The following is a 17,978-nucleotide window of genomic DNA, read 5'->3' on the forward strand; positions in this document are numbered from 1 at the left end:
CTGTCGAGAAAATCTCGACAGCCTTTATTTTTCCCTTAAGATATCCATTCCCCCTGTTATAAAATAAAAGAAAGACTGAAAAAATGGCTTTCTCATGTTCCGCACAAGAAATTTTTCTCAAAACACAGCCGAAGTCGTTCTGTTTGACCAACTCGTCGAAGAGGATCACCTTCTTCGAAAAATTGATAAATACATAGACTTCTCTTTCATCGTTGAAAAGGTCAAACCTTACTGCAGCGCTCACTTGATCCGCTGATCTTATTCAAAATGATGAAGAAGATTGCCACATACCCAGCCAAGCAAGGCTAGGCATGTGGGAGTGCTTTTTCTGCACCTGAAATCAAATGAATATGTAAAGAAACAGCACGAAACAAAAAAGCTTGCAGAAAAAACATCATTTTCTCTACAAGCTGCTTTTTCATTCTTCAAAATAAGGATTCACATGGATGAGCACTTCTTCAACATCTGAAAAGTGTCTTTTGATTTCATTTCGGATTTCGCGGGCAATATCGTGTCCCTGCTTAATCGTCAAATCATGATCCAAAGATAACCGGACATCAAGCAATTTATAGTGGCCGTGTTCTCTTGCTCGGATTTTATCGAGCCGTTTGACTTGAGGGCAATGCAAAATAATCGCTTTATATTCCTCTATCAGTTCGGGATCAACACTTTTTTCCATGAGAACGTCAACAGACGGCCTGATTAATTCCATTGAAATCTTAAAAATGAGGTACGCCACGATGACACTGGCAATTGCATCGGCGTACAACAGATAGGACCATCCGTATGTGTTCCCGATAATCGCCAATAGGACGCCGATAAAAGCGGCAAGAGAGGCAACGATATCGCCTTTATGATCGTATGCAATCGCTATAATCGCTTTACTGTTCCATTTTTCCCCTTGTTTGATCGAATAACGATATAAGATCTGCTTAGCCGCGTAGGATATCAGAGCCGCAAACAATGCGCTGTATTGCGGGATGCTTGGGCCCTCAACAAAGGACGAAATCGCTTCTATTAGAATATACACGGAAACGAGCACTAATATTATTCCTACAATCGCTTCGCTGATGACCTCAGCTTTGCCATGCCCGAAAGGATGGTCTTGATCGGGCGGCTTATTAGAAATGCCGATGACGGCCAGGACAGCAATTGAAGCCACGACATCCGCTGCAGAATGTATACCGTCGGCAAAAACTGCTTCACTATCGCCTATCAGTCCAAAAAAGATCTTTCCTGCCATTAAGATCAGATTGGCTATCAATGCAATCAAAGCAACTTTTTTGCTTATTTGTTCTCTTTCACTTGTCATTTTTTCCTCCTATAAAACTGCACAAAAAAAATAGGGGCGCTTTTGATTCGCTCTCCGTATCCTTTCTTGTGTAATCACTTTGCTTATCGTACCAATTCAGTTTCGAGTGGGTCTATAGCAAGGTTGTTTCCTGTTTCCTAATAAATAAGGTGACAGAAAAAAAGTTGGAGCAGGGCTAAACAGTACACAGACAAAATGGCGCTGAATTTATAAATGAACTGTTGACATTTGAGTATTTATCTTTTATTATTATCTCGAATTCAAGATTTTTTAATTCGAGATAATTTAATTAGAGTGCAGGATAAGAACCTGCCGATCGTTTGATTCACGAAAAGATCAGTGAAGAGAACGTTTCGTTTTTTAATCATACGTTATTTGATTTTTTATACTATAATATCTCGAATTCGAGATAAAAGGGGTACGAGAAAAATGGCTGAATTTGTACAGCTAGTGAATGAAAGAAGATCTGCAAGCAACTTTCTTCCAGAACATCCAATCACAAGAGATGAGCTCAACGAAATGTTTGAATTGGTTGCGCTGGCTCCATCAGCTTTTAATTTGCAGCATACAAAATATGTGACGGTTCTTGACCCGGATGTAAAAGAAAAGCTGAAGCATGCCGCAAACGGACAATATAAAGTGTTTAGCTCATCAGCGGTTCTTTTGGTTTTAGGGGATAAGCAGGCATATCAGCAAGCGGCTGACATCTATGAAGGATTGAAGCTGCTTGGGGTATTAAATAAACAAGAGTATGATCACATGGTTCAAGACACCGTTTCGTTTTATGAAAACAAGGGAGAACCATTTAAGAGAGATGAGGCGATAAGAAATGCTTCACTTTCTGCGATGATGTTTATGCTGAGTGCTAAGGAAAAAGGCTGGGACACCTGTCCGATGATAGGGTTTGATCCTGAAGCCGTGAAACAGATTTTGAAGATAGATGATCAATTTGAAGTTGTCATGATGATTACAATCGGTAAAGAAAAAATAGAAAGCAGAAGGCCGCGCGGCTACCGAAAGCCTGTGAATGAGTTTGTGGAGTATATTTAAATATTTGTAAAGGAGCGGATAAAAATGGCTAAAAAAACGATGGGAATCCATCATATTACAGCAATTGTCGGTCACCCTCAAGAGAATGCTGATTTCTACGCTGGAGTGCTGGGGCTGCGATTGGTCAAGCAAACGGTCAATTTTGATGATCCGGGTACGTATCACCTTTATTTTGGGGATGAAGGCGGGAAGCCGGGAACAATCATCACATTCTTTCCGTGGGCGGACGCCCGTCAAGGCATCATTGGAGACGGACAGGTTGGCGTGACATCTTACGTCGTGCCGAGAGGTGCTATGGCATTTTGGGAAAAGAGACTTGAAAAGTTCAACGTGCCATACACAAAAATCGAGCGTTTTGGAGAACAATATATAGAATTTGATGACCCGCATGGCCTGCATTTAGAAATCGTGGAAAGAGAAGCAGGGGACGCGAATACGTGGACTTTCGGAGATGTAACCCCGGATGTTGCCATTAAAGGCTTTGGCGGTGCAACCCTGTTATCAGCACAGCCTGAAAAAACAGGTGAATTGCTGGAAAACATCATGGGGCTTGAGCGAGTCGGCAAAGAAGGAGACTTCGTTCGTTATCGTTCTGCCGGTGATATCGGAAATGTGATTGATCTTAAATTAACGCCTATCGGCCGCGGGCAAATGGGTGTCGGCACGGTCCATCACATTGCTTGGCGGGCTCAGGATGACGAAGATCAATTAGATTGGCAAAGATTCATTGCTGCGAACGGATATGGTGTGACTCCTGTTCAGGATAGAAACTATTTTAATGCGGTTTACTTCAGAGAACACGGGGAAATCTTATTTGAGATCGCAACTGATCCGCCGGGCTTTGCCCATGATGAGTCACAAGAAACAATGGGCGGAAAATTGATGCTCCCTGAGCAGTATGAACCGCACCGGGCTCATATTGAACAAGGGCTGCTGCCGTTTGAAGTGAGAGAATTAGATTGATTGATAGATGAACGTGAAGCATGAAGAAAAATAATAAGACATACATTTAACAGATGTTTGCTGGAAGCGACTGTTGGTAAACAAGCTGCCTTGCAGCACATTATATAATATGAAAAATAAGGAGAGATAAAAATGGAAGATGCAGGACTATTACTTATTCGAATCATGATTGGTGTGGTGTTTCTGTTTTATGGATCACAAAAATTATTCGGCTGGTTTGGCGGATACGGGATTAAAGGAACCGGACAATGGTTCGAGTCAATTGGAGTTAAACCAGGCAATGCCGCGGCTGCTTTATCAGGTCTCGGGGAACTCGCAAGCGGAATTTTATTTATTTTAGGTTTATTCCTCCCGCTTGGAGCTGCTATTATAACGATCATTATGTTAGGTGCCATTGTAAAAGTTCATGGAGCGAAAGGGTTTGCGAACGGTGCCGGCGGTTTTGAATATAACTTGGTGCTGATTGCAGTCTCCATCGGAGTTGCACTCATCGGTTCAGGGGCGTACGCTTTGCATTTTTAATATAAGTATCTAAGAACAGTTACTGAAAAGCGGTAACTGTTCTTTTATTTTTCAAGCACAACGTTAAGGAATAGCAAAAAAGCGGATATGATCAATATAAATGTGTATAGTGAATGTACGAGTATTGATGAGCTTGGTCATGGAAGACGAGCCGATTTGAAGGAGGATTTTGATGAAAGAGCTGACAGACTTACATTCATTAGATTCTATCGAGAATTTTATTAAGCAGCATCAATTCAGTTTTATCTACATTTCAAGACCCGCCTGTACAGTATGTCACGCTGTTCTGCCGCAGCTCAGAAAAGTATTGGATCAGTTTCCGAATATCAAATTGGGGCATACCAACGCTGACGAGGTAGAAGAGGTTGCCGGCAGATTTTCAGTCTTCACTGTCCCCGTGCTTCTTTTGTTCATTGATGGGACTGAGTTTCTGAGAGAAGCCCGCTTTGTTCATTTTGAACAGCTCGAAGAAAGGCTGAAAAGGGTTTATCAGTTATATCAAGATGTATAAAATGTTTATACTTTACAAATAAAAAGCCCCCTTTAAGGGGCTCAGGCTGTCGAGAAAATCTCGACAGCCTTTATTTTCCCCTTAAAATATCCATTCCCCTGTCATAAAATAAAAGAAAGTCAGAAAAGGACGGTGTCTTTCTCATGTTCCGCACAAGAAACGCTTGCAGAAAAAACATCATTTTTTCTACAAGCTGAAGGCCGTTATCCGGCCTTTTTTACGTTATTCGGACCGGGGTTCTAAAAAACGGGACCCGCCCAAGTCTTTTCTCATCAGATAAATATGGAAAAAATATTCTCCGACGGCGATGATGACGGCGGAAATAAGAGCGGCAAACGCCAGTCTTCCTCCGGAAATGCCCATGGACAGCGGCATTCCCATCAGCCAGACAACAAGAAACGCGATTCCGAAATCAGCGGACGCCGCCGTGATATTATTCCATCTCGGAAGCACGTACAGGTCGCCCGTAAAGTAGGAAACGGCTCCCAGCACAATGGTCATCAGCAGCACGTCGCCGAATGTAAAGCGAAAACCTAAGCCGAGTATCAGATACAGAATAATGATGGTCATAATGCCTTTAATGGCAAGCGCTTTAATGTGTTCCATGCGAATTCCTCCTTATGGAAATCATGTTAGTATGTTTCCTCATAACGTGAAATATAAACCCTTTTTTCGTGAACATTTGTTTTCTGGCTTTTGTCTGTCATCACTGGGCCGCTGCTGAATATGATGAAGGGAGAAAATACGGGAGGTGTCATGATGGCAGTCGTAAAAGCATCGAGCGCCGATTTGGATCTAATGGCAAGGCTGCTCAGGGCGGAAGCGGAAGGCGAAGGGAAGCAGGGAATGCTTTTGGTCGGCAATGTGGGAATCAATCGGCTGCGTGCAAATTGTTCTGATTTTAAAGGTCTGCGCACCATCAGGCAGATGGTGTTTCAGCCGCACGCGTTTGAAGCGGTGACTCACGGATATTTTTATCAAAGACCGCGCGAATCAGAGCGGAGGCTTGCCCGCCGGACGATTAACGGAGAGCGGTTTTGGCCGGCTAAGTTCAGCCTGTGGTATTTTAAGCCGCCGGGAAACTGCCCGCCGACTTGGTATGATCAGCCGTTTGTCGCCAGATTCAAATCCCACTGCTTCTATCAGCCGACAGGTGAAACGTGCGAAAACGTGTACAATACATTTTAATCCCGGGCGCACCGTTCTTAGAATGAACGGTGTTTTTTTAATTTTTTGTGAAGAAAAATAGGAAAAAAGTGTGCTTGACGGATGACAAGCCAAAAAGAAACAGAGGGGGGTTTTCTCCCGGCGGGGCAAGGTTTGTCGAAACAATGTGAAAAATGTCTCCCGCCGTCCATTTTTCAGCCTTACAAACCCTTCACACTTCTTCATAGCGGTTTAACATTTCTTTTTTATAATAAGGGCGATCAATGAGACGAAAGGGGAACTGACATGACACATGACGGCCGTTTAGATGAATGGATCAAGGAATTGGAGAACAAAAGCTTTCAGAACAATACGTTTGACCGACGCGCATTTATACAGGGCGCCGGGAAAATCGCCGGTCTTTCCCTCGGGTTAGCGATCGCGCAATCCATCGGCGCGTTTGAAGTGAATGCAGCTCCGAAATTTTCAAACTATCCGTTCACCCTCGGCGTAGCCTCCGGCGACCCGCTGTCTGACAGCGTCATTCTCTGGACGCGTCTTGCCCCTGACCCGCTGAATGGGGGCGGCATGCCGAAGCAGGCCGTGCCGGTAAAATGGGAAATCGCCGCTGATGAACATTTCCGTCACATCGTCAAACGCGGAACGGAAATGGCCAAGCCGAATCTCGGACACTCCGTCCATGTCGAGGCGGACGGGCTCAAGCCCAATAAAGTGTACTATTACCGGTTTAAAAGCGGGCATGAGCTCAGTCCCGTCGGCCGGACGAAAACGCTGCCCGCTCCCGGTGCTGACGTATCCGCCATGACGTTTGCATTTGCCTCATGCCAGCAGTATGAACACGGCTATTATACGGCGTATAAACATATGGCGAAGGAAAAGCTTGATCTCGTGTTCCATCTCGGAGATTACATTTATGAATACGGACCGAACGAATATGTGTCAAAAACGGGAAATGTCAGGACGCACAGCAGCGCTGAAGTGTATACACTGTCAGATTACCGCAACCGTCATGCCCAATACCGCTCTGATGCCAATCTGAAAGCCGCCCACGCCGCATTTCCGTGGGTCGTGACGTGGGACGATCATGAGGTGGAAAACAATTATGCCAGTATTATCCCTGAAAAAGGCCAATCCGTTGAAGCGTTTGTGCTCAGGAGGGCCGCAGCTTATCAGGCTTATTATGAACACATGCCGCTCAGGCGCATGTCATTGCCGAACGGTCCTGATATGCGGCTGTACAGGCAATTTTCTTATGGCAATTTAGCATCGTTCAATGTGCTTGATACAAGACAGTACAGAGATGATCAGGCCAACGGCGACGGGAATAAGCCGCCTTCTGATGAGTGGAGAGACCCGAAGCGCACATTGATGGGGACAGAACAGGAGCAATGGCTGTTCGGAAATTTAGCCGCTTCAAAAGCGAAGTGGAATGTGCTGGCGCAGCAAATCTTTTTCGCGCAATGGAATTTCGGAACAACCGCCAATCCGATATACAGCATGGATTCATGGGACGGCTACCCGGCTCAGCGGGAGCGGGTCATCAATTTTATAAAAAGCAAAAACCTGAACAATGTCATCGTGCTGACGGGTGATGTTCACGCAAGCTGGGCGTCAAACCTGCATACCGATTTTAATCAAACGAATTCAAAGATTTTCGGAGCCGAATTCGTCGGGACTTCCATTACATCTGGAGGAAACGGGGCGGATAAACGGGCCGATACGGATCAGATCTTAAAACAAAACCCGCATATTAAGTTTTTCAACGATTACCGCGGCTATGTCCGCTGTACGGTGACCCCTGCCCAATGGAGAGCGGATTACAGAGTGGTGCCGTACGTGACGGAGCCGGGGGCTGAGGTATCCACGCGGGCTTCATTCATTTATCAGAAAGACCAGACGGGGATTCGGAAGGTCTCTCAAGCTGCGGTTGCAGGCGGTTTAAAGCAGTCAAACGAGGTGGAAGAGGATCGTTTCTTCGCCCATAACAATGCGCATGAAAAGCAAATGAGAAAGAAACGGGCCAAAATCTCACAATAAGGAGGCACACTCATGTTTTCAAATATCGGCATTCCCGGGTTGATCCTGATCTTCGTCATCGCTCTCATCATTTTCGGACCTTCAAAGCTTCCGGAAATCGGCCGTGCCGCCGGCCGCACGCTGCTTGAATTTAAAAGCGCCGCAAAAACATTGGTCTCAAATGAAGAGCCGGACAAGCAGACAGCTGAGAAAGACAAAACGGCAGGCTGAATCCTGACATGGAGGCAGACGAATCCGCTTCTGCCTCTTTCTCTATAAGGAGGATGTACGATTGGATAAAAAAGAAACCCACTTGATCGGGCATTTAGAGGAAGTCCGGCAGCGTCTTATTAAAACCGTTATCGCCTTTCTTCTATTATTTATCGGCGCCTGCTGGTTTGTGCAGGACATTTATGACTGGCTGATCAAGGATTTGGATGGAAGGCTGGCCGTTTTAGGGCCGAGCGAGATTTTATGGGTGTATATGATGATTGCGGGAATATGCGCCCTTACGGCAACGATTCCGGTTGCCGCTTTTCAGCTCTGGCGTTTTACGGCGCCGGCTTTGACCCTGTTTGAACGCCGCGCCGCTTTGCTTTACATTCCGGGGCTTTCGGTTTTGTTTGTTATCGGAATTTCCTTCGGGTATTTTGTGCTGTTTCCGATTGTGCTCGAATTTTTAACACAATTATCCGCCGGCCATTTTGACATGGTGTTTACGGCGGACAAGTATTTTACCTTTATGCTGAATCTTACATTGCCGTTCGGATTTTTGTTTGAAATGCCTCTGGCCGTCATGTTTTTGACACGGCTCGGAATCGTGAATCCAACCCGGCTGGCAAAGGCGCGGAAGCTTTCGTATTTTGTGCTGATCGTCGTCTCGGTGCTGATTACGCCTCCGGATTTTATGTCTGACTTTCTCGTCATGATTCCGCTGCTCGTCCTCTATGAAATCAGTGTGACGCTGTCCCGCATCGTTTACCGGAAGAAATGGGCCGAGGCGCCGTCTGCAGCTTAGTGAAGTTCGCCTCCGCCGGTCTCAATATCGTCCTCATGCGCCGCGGCGGTCACCGCGGCGATTTTGAGCGCTTTTGTCACGAGATCCAGGCTGAGGCTCGGCGCAGACTTCTGCAAGGTTTGCTCCGGGATGTACGGGATGTGTATAAACCCGCCGCGGATGTGCGGATGATGGCAGGCGATTTCATCCATCAGGCCGTAAAAGAGGTGATTGCATACAAACGTCCCCGCCGTGTAGGATACAGCCGCGGGAATGCCTTCCTTTTTGATTTCCTCAACGATCCGTTTGATCGGAAGGCCGGTCCAATAGGCCGCGGGACCGTCTTGAGAAATGTTTTCCCCGACAGGCTGGTTTCCTTCGTTATCCGGTATGCGCGCCTCATTGAGATTGATCGCGACCCGTTCCGGCGTGATCTGCATTCTGCCGCCTGCCTGTCCGACACAGAGGATAATGTCAGGCTGATGCTTTTTGATCGACTCGCGCAGCACGGCAAGAGACTTATAAAAAACGGTCGGCACTTGTTCAGATACGATAGAGACGGGGCCTTCAGCGGCACCGTTCAGCCGTTTGACCGCTTCCCATGAAGGATTGACCGTTTCCCCGCCGAAGGGGTCAAAGCCTGTCAGCAATACTTTTTTCTCCATATAAAACCCTCCTTTTCTTTTTACCATACTCTATAATGGACATATATTCCTGCCGAAGGGGGAAACACGTCTTGAATTCGCCTCTGGTGCAATACCGATCTTTATTTCCGGCGCTCCGCACACATACGATGCTCGCCAGCTGCTCTCAAAGCGCTCTTGCCCTGCCGGTTTCAAAAGCGATCAATGACTACCAGGAAAGCCTGCTTCAGCATGGCGGAAACTGGGAAGAAGCCATTGGACGAACGGAGCAGGCAAGGTGTGAATTTGCGAAATTGATCGGCGCCCATCCTGAAGAAATTGCCGTTTTACCTTCAGTAACGGCTGCTGTCTCTGCCGTCGTTTCCGCTTTACCGGATTGCCGAAAGAAACAGGCGGTGTATACGGAATTGGATTTTCCGGCGATCGCCCACATTTTGAAGGCACAGACTGAGATGGAGCTTTCACTCGTGCCGTCTGAAAATGGAATGATCCCGTTAGAGCGGTATGAGACGTACATATCGGAACAGACGCTTTTCACCTGTGTGCCCCATGTGTCATATACGTCGGGTTTTGTCCAGGATATGAAGCGCATTGCCGAGATATCCGCAAAGAAGGGATCGCTTCTTTTTGTCGATGCTTATCAATCGGCGGGGCACATCCCGATTGATGTAAAAGAATGGGGAGTTGATATGCTGGCCGCGGGTGCGAGAAAGTATATGTTCGGCATACCGGGAACGGCGTTTCTTTATGTCAGAAAGGAACTTGCCGAACGGCTGAAGCCGAAAGTCACCGGGTGGTTCGGGCAGCAGCGGGCGTCGATGCTGGATTTAACCCGTTTTTCTTATGCGGACGGAGCCAAACGCTTTGAGACCGGAACCCCGGCATTTATCAGCATATATGCGGCACAGGCGGCTTTATCTCTATTAAACGATGCCGGCACAGATCGCATTCACCAAGAAGTAAAAAAACTCAGCGCATTTGCGTATGAATACGCTTCTGAAAAAGGACTGAATCTCACAGGGCCGCCGTCTGCCGATGACAGACCCGGCATGATTTCCATACGGGATGAAAAAGCGGCGGAAACGGCTGCGCTGTTGAGGCGGAAAAACATCGTATGCGCCCCCAGCGGACAAATCATCCGGCTGGCGCCTCATTTCTATAACACGGCTGACGATCTGATCTATGCGATTGATGAACTGGCTGAAGCGCGCGGTATATAAAAAAACAGCAGACTCACGGGGAGCCTGCTGTTTTTCTTATGAGTGATTCACTTTGACCCGTTTCATAAAGAAAGCGCTGATCAAGCCGATAACGGCGACAATCATTGCGAAGATAAAGGCGTGCTGGACGCCCGCAATCAGCGCGTGAGAGTATGCGGAAGGATCATTCGGGTTTTTCGCGGTGCTCATATAATTCTTCTGGCCGGCAGCCATGATGCTGACCGCCACCGCAGTGCCGATTGCGCCGGCCATCTGCTGGAGCGTATTCATAATGGCCGTTCCGTCCGGATAAAATTCCGGCGGCAGCTGGTTTAAGCCATTCGTTTGCGCCGGCATCATGATCATGGAAATGCCGATCATCAGGCATGTGTGGAGCACGACGATGAGAATGGCCGTTGAAGCGCCGGTAATGTTTGAGAAAAACCAAAGCACCGCGGCCGTGATGATAAACCCGGGAATGACAAGCCACTTCGGTCCGTATTTATCAAACAGACGCCCCGTCACCGGAGACATAAAGCCGTTTAAAATACCGCCCGGCAGCAGGATGAGCCCGGACGTAAATGCCGTCAGCATCAGTCCGCTTTGTAAATACATTGGCAATAGAAGCATTGTTGATAAGATAACCATCATACAGATAAATACAATCACGACACCGAGAACAAACATCGGATAGCGGAAAGCGCGCAGATTCATCATCGGCTGCTTCATTGTCAGCTGCCTGATGGAAAATAAGATGAGCGCGATCGCACCGACAGTGAGCGAACCGATAACCGTCGGGCTTGACCAGCCGTCTGATCCTTCGCCCGCATTGCTGAATCCGAATACGATGCCGCCGAACCCGATCGTAGACAGAATAATAGAAAGCACGTCAATTTTCGGTTTTGTAATGTCAGACACGTTCTGCATGTAGGCGATGCCGAATAAAAGAGCCAACACAAGAAACGGCAGGGAAATCCAGAAAATCCAATGCCAGTTCAAATGCTCTAACACAAGCCCTGAAAATGTCGGACCAATCGCAGGAGCGAACATGATGACAAGCCCGATCGTCCCCATCGCCGCTCCGCGCTTATGCGGCGGAAAGATGACGAGGATTGTATTAAACATCAGCGGCAGCAGCAGCCCGGTTCCTAAAGCCTGCACGATTCTTGCCGCCAAAAGAAACGGAAAGCTCGGCGCAAGCGCTGCAATCAGCGTACCGATAATGGAAAAAGCAAGTGAAACGATAAACAGCTGTCTCGTCGTAAACCATTGCAAAAGCAGACCTGATACCGGGACAAGAATACCGAGAACGAGCAGATAGCCCGTCGTCAGCCACTGGACGGTCGCAGGAGTGATATGTAACTCCTTCATCAGGTCAGTCAGGGCGATATTCAGCGCCGTTTCACTGAACATGCCGATAAACCCTGCCGTCAGTAAAGAAATCATGATCGGCATGACTTTATATTGTTTGGAAGGCTGAGTATTTTCCAAAATCATTCTCCTCTCTTTCTATACGTACATGTCTCTCGTATTTTATGTCTTCAGCAGGTTGGGGATTTGTTTAGAAATATGGAGGATCGGCATTTTGTCTTTTTTGGCTAAGGACACAATGATGCCGCCTTCTATCATGGCATTTAAAACAGTGCTGATTTCCGCCGCTTTCTCATCAGAAAAACCGGCTGATCTTAATTTGCCCGCGAACAGATTCTCCCATTCCTGATAAGCGTTTTGACAGGCCTGCCGGAGCTTTTCGCTCTTTAAAGCAGTCTCGGCAGCCAGTAAACCGACAGGAAACCCTTCAAAATTCTCCGGACATGTGAATTGGCTTGATAAGTCCTGTAAAAACGCTTGAATGCTTTCCGCCGGATCAAGATGAGCATCAAGGCTTTCTTTTATTTTCATACGGATATAATGGCTCATTTCATTGACAGCCTCAATGGCGAGCTGCTCTTTGCCGTCCGGAAAATGATAGTAAAGAGAACCTTTCGGCGCCCCGCTTTCTTTAATAATCTGATTCAGTCCCGTGCCGTAATACCCCTGAAGCTGAAACAGCCTGGTTGCTGCGGCGAGGATTTTTTCACGAGAATCTCCATAGCTCATAATGTTCCCACCTTACTGATTTGTGACAAATTTAAAATATAGTGACTGGTCTATTATCTTGATTTCGCATGGCGGTGTCAAGGTTTTTTAACGGTTATTTTCTTCGGAAGGTTGCCTGACAAGCGCGTTGACCGGTGAGAGGAAAATCTTCATAAATAAAGAAAAGGAGAGAAAAGAATGAAAAAACAATTCATGCCCTTCATTACATTTATCACGGCTCTGCTCTTCATCGCGGCCGGCTGCTCCCAATCTCCTCAAACGAAAGAAGCGCCGCCCCAGATGGCAGCCGCAGCCTCTGCGAAAAAAGACGGACTTCCGAATGTTAAAATTCTTGCCACCGGCGGCACAATTGCAGGCGCTGCTCCTTCAAAGACGTCCGCTACGGAGTACAGGGCGGGGGCAATCGGAGTTGATGCCCTGATTCAGGCCGTTCCGGAGATAAAAGAGGCCGCGCATGTGAGCGGAGAACAGGTTGTGAATATCGGCAGCCAGAATATGAATAACGAGACACTGCTGAAACTTGCAAAACGGGTAAACAAGCTGCTCAAGTCTGATGATACAGACGGCATTGTCATTACACATGGAACAGACACACTTGAGGAAACCGCCTACTTTCTCAATCTGACGGTCAAGAGTGACAAACCCGTTGTTGTCGCCGGGTCAATGCGGCCGTCCACGGCGATCGGAGCGGACGGGCCGTCCAACTTATATAACGCTGTAAAAACAGCGGCTGCGCCTGAGGCGAAAGGCAAGGGGACGCTTGTCGTATTAAATGACAGAATCGCTTCGGCGCGTTATGTGACAAAAACCAATACAACCGCGACCGACACTTTCAAATCGGAAGAAATGGGTTATATCGGAACAATTGCTGATGACGTCTATTTTAATAACGTCATCACCCGAAAGCATACGAAGGATACAGATTTCCAGATAGATAAACTTGATAAACTGCCGCAGGTCGATATTATATACGGCTATCAAAATGACGGAAGCTATCTCTTTGAAGCCGCCGTAAAATCAGGAGCGCAAGGCATTATTTTTGCAGGCTCGGGAAACGGCTCAATGTCTGATGCGGCGCAAAAAGGCGCCGTAAAGTCGGTCAAAAGCGGGCTGGCGGTCGTCCGCTCCACAAGGACGGGAAACGGAACGGTAACACCTAATCGGGATTATGAAAAAGACCATTTGACAGCTTCAAACTCTCTCAACCCTCAAAAAGCGCGGATTCTTCTGATGCTTGCGCTGACAAAAACGCATGACCCTAAGCGGATTCAAACCTATTTCAATGAGTACTAGGAGTAGAGAACCGGGTGTTCTCTCCTTTGTCGGTATGCCGTATTAAAGCATAAGCGTGCTTTCGGGAAAGGGGCGTCTTTCTCATTTTTCCGCTCTTTTTTAATTGTTGAAAACAGTAAAAAATACACTATTTTTTCCTTTTCTTCTCTAATAGAATGAAAACTGCAAAAATATTACATAGCAGGAGGAAAGTTCATGAAACATATAAAAAGCAAAATCCTAGTCATCCTTACAGTTTGTATGCTGTCCGTCATTTCCGTATTTGCCTTCCAGCCGACCGTATCGAAAGCCTCCTCAGGGCATAACCCTGTTGTCATGGTTCACGGAATCGGCGGGGCGTCTTTTAACTTTGCGGGAATTAAAACATACTTGGCATCCCAAGGCTGGTCAAGAAAAGAGATGTACGCTATTGATTTCTTAGACAAAACCGGAAACAACAGACACAATGCGCCGAGACTGTCCAATTACGTGAAAAAAGTGCTCAGCGAAACAGGTGCGAAAAAAGTCGATATCGTCGCGCACAGCATGGGCGGAGCCAACACACTCTATTACATTAAAAATCTTGACGGCGGAGACAAAATCGCAAACGTCGTCACACTCGGCGGAGCGAACGGCCTTGTGACCAACCGGGCGCTTCCGGGGACTGATCCGAACCAAAAGATTTTATATACATCGATTTACAGCTCAGCGGACTTAATCGTCCTGAACCCGCTGTCACGGCTGATCGGCGGGAAAAACGTGCAGATTCACGGTGTCGGACACATCGGACTTTTGATGAACAGCCAAGTAAACGGGCTGATTAAAGAAGGTCTGAACGGCGGCGGACAAAATACAAATTAATAGTTTCAAAGCCCCGGAGAATGAGAATATCCCGGGGTCTTTTTTTTCTTCCATATTCTTTTTTCGCCGTAAACCAAGCCCTCTGAAGTTATTTTTGTTAAAATAATAAAGTTATATCAGAATTCGGAGGGTTTATTGTGGGAAAAGTGAAAAGAAATGCCCCTTGCCCATGCGGCAGCGGGAAGAAATATAAAAAATGCTGCGGAAGCAAAGAAGCTGCCATTCCGGCAGACATCGCGGCAAAAGAAGCGAAACAGATTCAGGAAAGCCTAATGGAGTACGCCTTTACAGCACATAGAGACGGCATATCATCATTTATTAACCAGCACGCGTTCATTACGGAGCTGGACAGACAGACAAAAGACATCGGAGTCTTCAACCTCGGCATCTGGGGAATTTTCTTCCGTCCGCTGGCAGGCGGCAAGACGATTTTTGAAGAATATCTTCAGAAAAAAGCCGGCGGCATCAACCGCCCGAAAACACGGGAAATCGTTGAATCATGGAAAAGCATGACACCTGCCGTTATGGTTCTTGAAGATGTGAAAGAAGGAATGATTCACTTTGAAGATGTGATGACGAAAAAACAATTCAAAGTGGAAATGGACGTCAGCCAGCAGGATCTTCCGCCGGCGGGAAGCCTGATTCTCGGCTATCCGATCCACGAAGCGGAAAAAGCGGAGTTCTTCATGCAGTTTACGATCTTCCCTGTGAAGCGGACCGAAGCTCTAATCAGCAAAGTGAAAAAGGCGGCTGCCCCGGCCCTTGCGGAAGGAAAATCGCCTGAGCGCTTTATGCAGGAAAACTTCGACACTGTGCTGGCCGCTCTTTTAGGATCGGCGGAAGAGCCTGAGCAGGCTGCTGAAGAAAAACAGACAGAGTGGGCGAACGACATGGAGAAGGAAACGGCGGACGCTATTGAAAAAGGCCTGAGCGGGGATGAATACCCGGCTGAGCTGGTTCCGGCCGTAATTGATCTGTGGAAAACGTTCTGTGTCAAAAAAACACCGACGATCAGAAAGCCTGAAGCTTTCGCGGCGGCGGTCGAATATTACGTGAACAGCATTTCTCTGAACGGCGCGTCCGTTTCTCAAGCGAAGCTGGCGAAGAAGTACGGCGTCAGCGCCTCAACGATTTCCAGCCGCTATAAGGAAATCGAGGGTGCTCTCACGGATGAAGCCGAACGCTTCGCCGCAGCTCTGACATCTTAATACACAGCAAAAAAACCTTGAAGGGCAAACGCTTTTCAAGGTTTTTTCTATAGATAGGCTCTCAGGCAGGATAATTCTTACCGTCTATCTAATACTAAACAGAGCGATAAAAGGAAGGGAGCCTGAGCCATGGATGAGACACGTACGCTGGGCAGGACGGATTTACGGGTAAAGCGTATCGGCTTTGGCGCTAATGCGGTCGGAGGACATAATCTGTTTCCGAATCTTAATGATGAAACGGGAAAAGAACTCATCCGCACAGCGTTGGACGGCGGCGTCAATTTTATTGATACGGCGTTTATATACGGTTTGGGACGTTCCGAAGAGTTAATCGGTGAAGTTGTCGCAGAGCGCGGCGTGCGGGACAGCCTCGTGATTGCGTCAAAAGGCGCGCATAAAGAAGTCAACGGACAAATCGAGCTGGACAACAGCCGTGAATTTCTCCGGAGTGAGGCGGAAAACAGCCTGAAGCGGCTGAAAACAGACGTGATTGATTTGTATTACGTCCACTTCCCTGACGGCAAAACACCGCTCTCCGAAGTGGCGGGCACGCTAAAAGAACTGAAGGACGAAGGGAAAATCAGAGCAATCGGCGCGTCCAACCTCAGCTTCCGGCAACTGCAGGAGTTTAACGCCGACGGCTATTTAGAGGTTTTTCAATCGGAATATTCACTGATTCAGCGTGAGGCGGAGCATGATCTGCTGCCTTATTGTGAAAAGAACGGCATTTCCTTTATTCCTTATTTTCCGCTTGCTTCCGGCTTGCTGACGGGAAAGTTTACAAAAGACACAGTCTTTGAGGACAGCCGAAAGAACAGGCCGCCGTTTCAGGGAGAAGCTTTTCGCCAAAATCTGGATCGAGTGGATAAGCTTCGGGCCGTTGCGGCGGAAAAAGGGGCGCAGACAGCGCATATCGCACTCGCATGGCTTCTGTCGCAGCCGGCGGTGGATGCGATCATTCCCGGAGCCAAACGCCCTGACCAGCTGAAACACAATCTGGACGCGCTTCATGTGCAGTTAACCGAGGATGAGGTTCAATATATCAGTGACATCTTTAAGTGAAAATAAAAAAAGGAAATAGCCTGCGCTATTTCCTTTCTTGTTGTCAGGACGTTTTCAAAAACGCTTCTGTCAATCCTTCCAGATCGGCGTCTGTATCCAGATACCACTGGCCGCGGGCGTTTTTCTTCATCTCGATTTCTCTTGTAACGGAAGAAGAAGCCGGTTTCAGGCGCATAAACTCTTCCGGATAGACAGAAAGCAGGTGGCTGACAATTTCGTTTTCATCCGCATCGGGGTGCTTTCCGGCATAGTCTTGCACGCGGTCTTGCAGCTGGCCCGCAAGCGGAGACATATCAAGCGGCGTCACTTTTGCTTCAAGGACGGCTTTTTTGCCTGACATGGATTTGGTATGCACCTTGAGCTCTGTGTTATCCCGCAGCGCTGATGACATGGCGTCAATAATAGCGGAAATGGCTTTTGGATCCGCCTGTTCTTGTGAAATGCCTGCTGAGGTGATAAAGCTGGCTTTCGCCGATTCCTGATATGCGGCGGCCGTCATTTTTTCATTTACCCCGGTCAGGCGGGTGAAATCTTTATTGTGTTTGCCGTACAGCATCACATCAATGTAGGCGGATAATGCGTCCGCCGGGTCAGGTACTGCTTTTGAGGCTGTGCCTTTGACTTTCAGTTTATAAGATAAAGGCTTCGCGTCTTTTGCCTGCGGCTGATATACCAATTCATATGATTTGCCTTCGTCAGCCGTGAAGTACAGATTGCCTGTCACTGTCTTACCCGCATGAAGCGTGCCGCTCTGCATCAAATCTTCCTTATCGGCCTTGGCTGTTTTCGCGTCATCCTGATAAAGCGAGAAGTCGCTGCTTTTGACGGTAAGCGGGTCTTTGCCCGTATTTTTGACAGTGACCGTTACTTTCAGCGCGGCCGGATGTTCAGTATCGTCTGAAGCGGCCCATGCCGTCTCTTTTATTTTCACTTTCGCCGTGCTGCTTTCCTGGCCGCCGCTCGTTTCGCTGCTGCATGCGGCGGTAAATGCCGTGAGAAGCAGAATGAAAAACACGGCGCTCATTTTTTTGATGGACATCTGGTTTACCCCCTGTTGTTAATGATTAATTCGATAGTCATGAAGATGGACAGGT

Annotated in this window: 19 protein-coding genes and 1 pseudogene; 14 read left to right on the forward strand and 6 right to left on the reverse strand. The window is 47.5% G+C overall.

The window, feature by feature from the left end; translation table 11 throughout:
• Positions 1-94: 94 nt before the first annotated feature.
• Positions 95-273, forward strand: a pseudogene (locus HWY38_RS07050) (IS5/IS1182 family transposase); the annotation flags it as partial.
• A 145-nt stretch (positions 274-418) separates the two neighbouring features.
• Here the strand turns inward: HWY38_RS07050 and HWY38_RS07055 are convergent.
• On the reverse strand, positions 419-1,312 hold the full coding sequence (locus HWY38_RS07055; protein WP_224181534.1) for a cation diffusion facilitator family transporter: 894 nt from the start codon (positions 1,310-1,312) through the stop codon (positions 419-421).
• A gap of 429 nt (positions 1,313-1,741) precedes the next feature.
• Between HWY38_RS07055 and HWY38_RS07060 the strand changes: the two genes are divergently transcribed.
• From HWY38_RS07060 to HWY38_RS07075, 4 genes are all read left to right on the forward strand, one after another.
• Complete coding sequence (locus tag HWY38_RS07060) at positions 1,742-2,362, forward strand: nitroreductase family protein (protein ID WP_224181535.1); 621 nt, start codon at positions 1,742-1,744, stop codon at positions 2,360-2,362.
• 24 nt (positions 2,363-2,386) lie between these two features.
• A complete protein-coding gene (locus HWY38_RS07065; protein ID WP_224181536.1) occupies positions 2,387-3,325 on the forward strand; it encodes a ring-cleaving dioxygenase in 939 nt (312 codons plus the stop codon).
• Positions 3,326-3,457: 132 nt separating this feature from the next.
• Positions 3,458-3,847 (forward strand): DoxX family protein, encoded by a 390-nt coding sequence (locus HWY38_RS07070; protein WP_224181537.1) that lies wholly within the window; start codon positions 3,458-3,460, stop codon positions 3,845-3,847.
• Between the two features lie 172 nt (positions 3,848-4,019).
• Positions 4,020-4,358 carry a thioredoxin family protein gene (locus HWY38_RS07075; protein ID WP_057080017.1) on the forward strand — a complete coding sequence of 113 codons (339 nt, stop codon included), beginning with the start codon at positions 4,020-4,022 and terminating at the stop codon, positions 4,356-4,358.
• 222 nt (positions 4,359-4,580) lie between these two features.
• Here HWY38_RS07075 and HWY38_RS07080 read toward each other — a convergent pair whose 3' ends face one another.
• Complete coding sequence (locus HWY38_RS07080; protein WP_003156684.1) at positions 4,581-4,964, reverse strand: DUF2512 family protein; 384 nt, start codon at positions 4,962-4,964, stop codon at positions 4,581-4,583.
• A gap of 153 nt (positions 4,965-5,117) precedes the next feature.
• On the opposite strand from HWY38_RS07080, the gene HWY38_RS07085 reads away from it, so the two are divergent.
• The 4 genes from HWY38_RS07085 (at position 5,118) to tatC (ending at position 8,559) form a co-directional block, all read left to right on the forward strand.
• A complete protein-coding gene (locus HWY38_RS07085) occupies positions 5,118-5,546 on the forward strand; it encodes a cell wall hydrolase (protein ID WP_224181575.1) in 429 nt (142 codons plus the stop codon).
• A gap of 264 nt (positions 5,547-5,810) precedes the next feature.
• Positions 5,811-7,562, forward strand: a complete 1,752-nt coding sequence (locus tag HWY38_RS07090; protein WP_224181538.1) for an alkaline phosphatase D family protein — start codon at positions 5,811-5,813, stop codon at positions 7,560-7,562.
• Positions 7,563-7,574: 12 nt separating this feature from the next.
• Positions 7,575-7,772 carry a twin-arginine translocase TatA/TatE family subunit gene (locus HWY38_RS07095; RefSeq protein WP_003156681.1) on the forward strand — a complete coding sequence of 66 codons (198 nt, stop codon included), beginning with the start codon at positions 7,575-7,577 and terminating at the stop codon, positions 7,770-7,772.
• A 61-nt stretch (positions 7,773-7,833) separates the two neighbouring features.
• Entirely contained in the window at positions 7,834-8,559 is a 726-nt protein-coding gene (tatC, locus tag HWY38_RS07100) for a twin-arginine translocase subunit TatC (RefSeq protein ID WP_224181539.1), read from the forward strand.
• On the opposite strand, the gene pcp is transcribed toward tatC, so the two are convergent.
• Complete coding sequence (gene pcp / locus HWY38_RS07105; RefSeq protein WP_224181540.1) at positions 8,556-9,203, reverse strand: pyroglutamyl-peptidase I; 648 nt, start codon at positions 9,201-9,203, stop codon at positions 8,556-8,558. The genes tatC and pcp overlap by 4 nt on opposite strands.
• A gap of 71 nt (positions 9,204-9,274) precedes the next feature.
• On the opposite strand from pcp, the gene HWY38_RS07110 reads away from it, so the two are divergent.
• A complete protein-coding gene (locus HWY38_RS07110; RefSeq protein ID WP_224181541.1) occupies positions 9,275-10,402 on the forward strand; it encodes an aminotransferase class V-fold PLP-dependent enzyme in 1,128 nt (375 codons plus the stop codon).
• 36 nt (positions 10,403-10,438) lie between these two features.
• Here HWY38_RS07110 and lmr(B) read toward each other — a convergent pair whose 3' ends face one another.
• Positions 10,439-11,878, reverse strand: coding sequence for a lincomycin efflux MFS transporter Lmr(B) (gene lmr(B), locus HWY38_RS07115; RefSeq protein ID WP_224181542.1), 1,440 nt, complete (start codon positions 11,876-11,878; stop codon positions 10,439-10,441).
• A 36-nt stretch (positions 11,879-11,914) separates the two neighbouring features.
• Positions 11,915-12,481 (reverse strand): TetR/AcrR family transcriptional regulator, encoded by a 567-nt coding sequence (locus tag HWY38_RS07120; RefSeq protein WP_014304279.1) that lies wholly within the window; start codon positions 12,479-12,481, stop codon positions 11,915-11,917.
• Positions 12,482-12,658: 177 nt separating this feature from the next.
• Here HWY38_RS07120 and HWY38_RS07125 point away from each other — a divergent pair, with 177 nt between their 5' ends.
• The 4 genes from HWY38_RS07125 (at position 12,659) to HWY38_RS07140 (ending at position 16,884) form a co-directional block, all read left to right on the forward strand.
• Positions 12,659-13,774, forward strand: a complete 1,116-nt coding sequence (locus HWY38_RS07125) for a type II asparaginase (RefSeq protein ID WP_224181543.1) — start codon at positions 12,659-12,661, stop codon at positions 13,772-13,774.
• 195 nt (positions 13,775-13,969) lie between these two features.
• Entirely contained in the window at positions 13,970-14,614 is a 645-nt protein-coding gene (locus HWY38_RS07130) for an esterase/lipase family protein (RefSeq protein WP_003156672.1), read from the forward strand.
• Between the two features lie 137 nt (positions 14,615-14,751).
• Complete coding sequence (locus HWY38_RS07135) at positions 14,752-15,822, forward strand: helix-turn-helix domain-containing protein (protein ID WP_224181544.1); 1,071 nt, start codon at positions 14,752-14,754, stop codon at positions 15,820-15,822.
• 129 nt (positions 15,823-15,951) lie between these two features.
• Complete coding sequence (locus HWY38_RS07140) at positions 15,952-16,884, forward strand: aldo/keto reductase (RefSeq protein ID WP_224181545.1); 933 nt, start codon at positions 15,952-15,954, stop codon at positions 16,882-16,884.
• A 43-nt stretch (positions 16,885-16,927) separates the two neighbouring features.
• On the opposite strand, the gene HWY38_RS07145 is transcribed toward HWY38_RS07140, so the two are convergent.
• Complete coding sequence (locus tag HWY38_RS07145) at positions 16,928-17,923, reverse strand: DUF5105 domain-containing protein (RefSeq protein ID WP_038456882.1); 996 nt, start codon at positions 17,921-17,923, stop codon at positions 16,928-16,930.
• Positions 17,924-17,978: the final 55 nt, after the last annotated feature.

The sequence above is a fragment of the Bacillus sp. KS1 genome (genome assembly GCF_020075515.1).
Lineage (GTDB): Bacteria > Bacillota > Bacilli > Bacillales > Bacillaceae > Bacillus > Bacillus velezensis.

What these genes read in the sequence shown, in the direction of transcription:
- HWY38_RS07090 (WP_224181538.1), top strand. Translation starts at nt 5,811, where the DNA reads ATGACACATGACGGCCGTTTAGATGAATGGATCAAGGAATTGGAGAAC.
- HWY38_RS07145 (WP_038456882.1), bottom strand. Translation starts at nt 17,923, where the DNA reads ATGTCCATCAAAAAAATGAGCGCCGTGTTTTTCATTCTGCTTCTCACG.
- HWY38_RS07060 (WP_224181535.1), top strand. Translation starts at nt 1,742, where the DNA reads ATGGCTGAATTTGTACAGCTAGTGAATGAAAGAAGATCTGCAAGCAAC.
- HWY38_RS07095 (WP_003156681.1), top strand. Translation starts at nt 7,575, where the DNA reads ATGTTTTCAAATATCGGCATTCCCGGGTTGATCCTGATCTTCGTCATC.
- HWY38_RS07075 (WP_057080017.1), top strand. Translation starts at nt 4,020, where the DNA reads ATGAAAGAGCTGACAGACTTACATTCATTAGATTCTATCGAGAATTTT.
- HWY38_RS07125 (WP_224181543.1), top strand. Translation starts at nt 12,659, where the DNA reads ATGAAAAAACAATTCATGCCCTTCATTACATTTATCACGGCTCTGCTC.
- HWY38_RS07055 (WP_224181534.1), bottom strand. Translation starts at nt 1,312, where the DNA reads ATGACAAGTGAAAGAGAACAAATAAGCAAAAAAGTTGCTTTGATTGCA.
- HWY38_RS07080 (WP_003156684.1), bottom strand. Translation starts at nt 4,964, where the DNA reads ATGGAACACATTAAAGCGCTTGCCATTAAAGGCATTATGACCATCATT.
- HWY38_RS07070 (WP_224181537.1), top strand. Translation starts at nt 3,458, where the DNA reads ATGGAAGATGCAGGACTATTACTTATTCGAATCATGATTGGTGTGGTG.
- HWY38_RS07085 (WP_224181575.1), top strand. Translation starts at nt 5,118, where the DNA reads ATGGCAGTCGTAAAAGCATCGAGCGCCGATTTGGATCTAATGGCAAGG.
- HWY38_RS07065 (WP_224181536.1), top strand. Translation starts at nt 2,387, where the DNA reads ATGGCTAAAAAAACGATGGGAATCCATCATATTACAGCAATTGTCGGT.
- HWY38_RS07140 (WP_224181545.1), top strand. Translation starts at nt 15,952, where the DNA reads ATGGATGAGACACGTACGCTGGGCAGGACGGATTTACGGGTAAAGCGT.
- HWY38_RS07120 (WP_014304279.1), bottom strand. Translation starts at nt 12,481, where the DNA reads ATGAGCTATGGAGATTCTCGTGAAAAAATCCTCGCCGCAGCAACCAGG.
- pcp (WP_224181540.1), bottom strand. Translation starts at nt 9,203, where the DNA reads ATGGAGAAAAAAGTATTGCTGACAGGCTTTGACCCCTTCGGCGGGGAA.
- HWY38_RS07130 (WP_003156672.1), top strand. Translation starts at nt 13,970, where the DNA reads ATGAAACATATAAAAAGCAAAATCCTAGTCATCCTTACAGTTTGTATG.